This window comes from Bellilinea sp. (genome assembly GCF_034432615.1).
In the GTDB taxonomy this organism is placed as follows: domain Bacteria; phylum Chloroflexota; class Anaerolineae; order Anaerolineales; family Anaerolineaceae; genus Bellilinea.
The window spans coordinates 1-3,623 of record NZ_DAOUBL010000350.1 but is presented as its reverse complement, the minus strand read 5'-3'; the positions used below and the strand labels follow the sequence as shown (position 1 = coordinate 3,623).

The 3,623-nt window shown below is 54.0% G+C and carries 5 protein-coding genes; all 5 read left to right on the top strand.

Going from position 1 to position 3,623, the window contains the following annotated elements:
• Window positions 1–986, top strand: a 986-nt coding sequence (locus VAE48_RS15870; RefSeq protein WP_322794314.1) for a M28 family peptidase, incomplete at its 5' end; no start/stop codon positions are given.
• 197 nt (window positions 987–1,183) lie between these two features.
• Window positions 1,184–1,540 carry an NADH-quinone oxidoreductase subunit A gene (locus VAE48_RS15865; RefSeq protein WP_322794313.1) on the top strand — a complete coding sequence of 119 codons (357 nt, stop codon included), beginning with the start codon at window positions 1,184–1,186 and terminating at the stop codon, window positions 1,538–1,540.
• The gene (locus VAE48_RS15860) at window positions 1,531–2,013 is read left to right on the top strand and encodes an NADH-quinone oxidoreductase subunit B family protein (protein WP_322794312.1); all 483 of its coding nucleotides are present in this window, start codon (window positions 1,531–1,533) and stop codon (window positions 2,011–2,013) included. Before VAE48_RS15865 ends, VAE48_RS15860 begins: the two co-directional genes overlap by 10 nt.
• 76 nt (window positions 2,014–2,089) lie before the next feature.
• Window positions 2,090–2,602: an NADH-quinone oxidoreductase subunit C gene (locus VAE48_RS15855; RefSeq protein WP_322794311.1), complete on the top strand. Its 513-nt coding sequence runs from the start codon at window positions 2,090–2,092 to the stop codon at window positions 2,600–2,602.
• A 13-nt stretch (window positions 2,603–2,615) separates the two neighbouring features.
• Window positions 2,616–3,623: NADH-quinone oxidoreductase subunit D (locus tag VAE48_RS15850; protein ID WP_322794310.1), on the top strand; the 1,008-nt coding region annotated here is incomplete at its 3' end.

Genomic DNA, 3,623 nt, shown 5'->3' with positions numbered 1-3,623 from the left:
GTCCTTACAGCCGGGGCGGTAAGTGGAATGCCCCGCTGGTCTGCGTGGGCAGCCCAGCCGAACTGGAAAGAGAATCACTGAGGGGGAAGGTGGTATTGCTGCACGGTGATTTGACACGCGAACAATGGACGCCAAAAAATTTCCCCTTTTATCAAAATGAACTGCATCAAAACTGGATTCGTCTGCTGGAGCAAAAGATGCCGGTGGCAATCATTGCGGCTACCGGTCGTGATCCACAAATGGCGGGCGGAGTTTACCCCTTTCCGCTGATTGAGGATGGCGATTTCGACATTCCATCAGTCTACCTGACCGAAGAAGCCGGAAAAGAATTGGCTGAACACGCAGGTCAAAGTGTTGAACTGGAAATTCGCGCCGAACGGTTGACGGCGCAGGGTTGCAATGTCTGTGCGGTGTTGCCCGGTAAAAGCCCCAGGCGGGTGGTTTGTTTTGCCCATTTTGATGCAAAATTAGGGACGCCTGGCGCATTGGATAATGCCAGTGGTGTGGCAATCTTACTGCTGCTGGCAAAAATGCTTGGCGGCCATGAGTTGAATTGGACGATTGAGTTAACCGCCCTCAATGGTGAAGATGATTACGCCAATCCCGGCGAGGTGGTGTGGATAAGGGAAAATCAAGGCCGATTTGCGGAAATTGTGTTGGGGATTAATTTTGACCTGGTTGGCTATCGTCAAGGGCGCACAGCATTTTTTTTGTATCAACTTCCACCAGAATTCGAAGAGTTTGTCCGCCGACGCTTTTTGTCCTTTGAAGGGTTGATCGAAGGAGAGGCATGGTTTCAGAGCGACCACAGCCTGTTTTTGATGAATGGCGTACCAACGCTGGCTTTCACTGCTGAAAAAATGACGGACCTGATGCAGCACGTCATTCATACTGCCAAAGACACGCCCGACATTGTCGCCATTGAGCGGGTTGTTGAAACCGCATTGGCGGTTTCGGACTTGATAAAGGCGAATTCCAGTGATTAAGTCATCTTGAAGCCGAAAGAAATTTCAAAAATTAGACATCAGCATTGATTTATTGCGAAAAGAAAGTAAAATAGGGGAGTAGTTTTCTTCTGTTCGTTCGTCCTTTTTTCTTGTGAAATTTACCACCAGCATTCCCGTTTGTGATATACTCACAAACGGGTAATTGGACTATATTTGTGCGAATTGAAAGGCCCATCATGTTCGAAGACTACCTTCCCCTGCTGGTCATCCTTGCACTCGCCGTTCTGATTGGTTTCATCGTTATTTTGTTGGGGGTTTTGTTTGGGCCGCGCCGCCCCACCCCGCGTAAAATGGCACCCTATGAATCGGGCATGGTGCCATACGGCCCCGGACGGAGGCGCATGTCAATTCGTTATTACTTAATCGCGGTTCTTTTCATCCTTTTTGATATTGAAGTGGTGTTTGTAGTATCCTGGGCGGTGGTTTTGCGTCAATTAGGGACGCTGGGACTGTTCGGGATGCTGGTGTTTCTGGTCGTTTTAGAGGTAGCGCATTTGTACGCGTGGAAGAAAGGAGCATTGGAATGGGACTAGAGCAGAAAACCGGCAATTTAGGGGTTGTAACGACTTCGCTGGAACAGGTGGTCAACTGGGCGCGCACCAACTCGATGTGGCCGATGCTGTTTGGTCTGGCGTGCTGCGCCATTGAGATGATGGCCGCTCAGGCGCCGGCTTACGACATGAGCCGTTTTGGCATGGAGTTGATGCGTGCCAGCCCGCGCCAATCGGATTTGATGATTGTCGCCGGGCGGGTGAGCCGCAAGATGGCGCCTGTTTTACGTCAACTGTATGACCAGATGCCCGACCCCAAATGGGTGATTGCCATGGGCGATTGCGCCTCGTGCGGTGGGGTGTTCAACAATTATGCCATTGTGCAGGGCGTGGACGAAGTGGTTCCGGTGGACGTGTATGTGGCGGGTTGTCCGCCGCGCCCGGAAGGATTGATTCACGGTGTGATGACCCTGCACGAAAAAGTCAAACGCGAAAAGCTGAAAGACTGGTCATAATTGCTTTACCTGTAGGGAGCAACCTGGTCTATCTCCATATTATGTGATTTTTGGAACAAGCAGGATGGAGTAACGGATGAGCGAACATCTCGAAAAAGTGGTACAGGATTTTCAGGAGCAGTTTAGCGCCAATTCGCACCGCTATGCCGGTGAAACCACTCTGATCCTCAGCCGCGAACATCTTCTGGAAGCCGTGCAGTCCCTGCGGGATGAGTACGGCTTCGATGTACTCATTGATGCCACCGCAGTGGATTACTGGCCTGAACAAGCCCCGCGCTTTCATGTGGTCTATCAGTTTTATTCGATGACCCACAATCTCCTCTTACGGCTGCGTGTGCCGCTGGATGGAAACGCCCCGCACATTGATACCATCGAAGGCATTTTTCCCAACGCCAACTGGAAGGAACGCGAAATCTGGGACATGTTCGGGATCACTTTCGACGGGCATTCTGACCCGCGCCGAATTCTGATGCCGTACGACTGGCAGGGGCACCCGCTGCGCAAGGATTATCCGCTCGGCTACGAGGAGCCGCAGTTCTCGTTCAACTATGAAGAAATTGACCGGCGCAAGCCGTATGCAAAGGAATGAGGCGGAGGCAGCCATGACCGAATTACGCCCTGTAACGGTAGATGAACTGCGACATCTGGTCAGCGAGCGCGCCCTGGCCGGCGAAACCATGCTGCTCAACATGGGACCGCAGCACCCCAGTACGCACGGCGTGCTGCGCCTGCTGCTGGAGCTGGATGGTGAGATTGTGGTTAACTGCATTCCCGACATCGGCTTTTTGCACACCGGCATCGAGAAGAACATGGAGGCCAAGACCTACCAGCAAGCTGAGGTGATGACCGACCGGATTGATTACATGAACAACATGGGCAACAACCTGACCTACTGTCTGGCGGTTGAAAAACTGGTCGGGTTGGATGTGCCGCCGCGCGCTCAGGCACTGCGCGTCATTCTGGCGGAGCTGCAGCGCATTTCCTCGCACCTGCTCTGGCTGGGGACCAGCTCGCTGGACCTGGCGGCTATGTCCGTATTCCTGTACTGCATGCGTGAACGCGAGCTGATTCTGGATGTGTTTGAGATGGTCTCCGGTCAGCGCATGATGACCACCTACATCCGCCCCGGCGGGGTATGGCGGGATGTGCCGGTGGAATTTGAGGCCGCCGTGCGTCACATTGTGAATATCATGCCGGCGCGCATTGACGAGTACGAATCCATGCTGACCACCAACATGCTCTTCCTGGAGCGCACGCAGGGTATCGGTGTGATTTCTACGGAGGACTGCAAGCGCTGGGGGTTGAGCGGGCCGGTCATCCGTGCCACCGGCTTGCCCTATGACCTGCGTAAGGTGCGCCCCTACAGCGGTTACGAGCAGTACGATTTTGAAATCCCCACGGCTACAACCGGTGATGTGTACGGGCGCTATCTGGTGCGCGTCGAGGAAATGCGCCAGTCCGTGCGCATCATCCGGCAGGCGCTGGACCGGCTGCCCTACGGGCCGGTGCGCAGCAATAACCGCAAATTTGTGCCGCCGCCGCGCTCGGAGCTGGGGGTGAGCATGGAAGCGTTGATCCACCACTTCAAATTGTGGACGGAGGGCTTCCCG

What these genes read in the sequence shown, in the direction of transcription:
- VAE48_RS15865 (WP_322794313.1), top strand. Translation starts at nt 1,184, where the DNA reads ATGTTCGAAGACTACCTTCCCCTGCTGGTCATCCTTGCACTCGCCGTT.
- VAE48_RS15860 (WP_322794312.1), top strand. Translation starts at nt 1,531, where the DNA reads ATGGGACTAGAGCAGAAAACCGGCAATTTAGGGGTTGTAACGACTTCG.
- VAE48_RS15855 (WP_322794311.1), top strand. Translation starts at nt 2,090, where the DNA reads ATGAGCGAACATCTCGAAAAAGTGGTACAGGATTTTCAGGAGCAGTTT.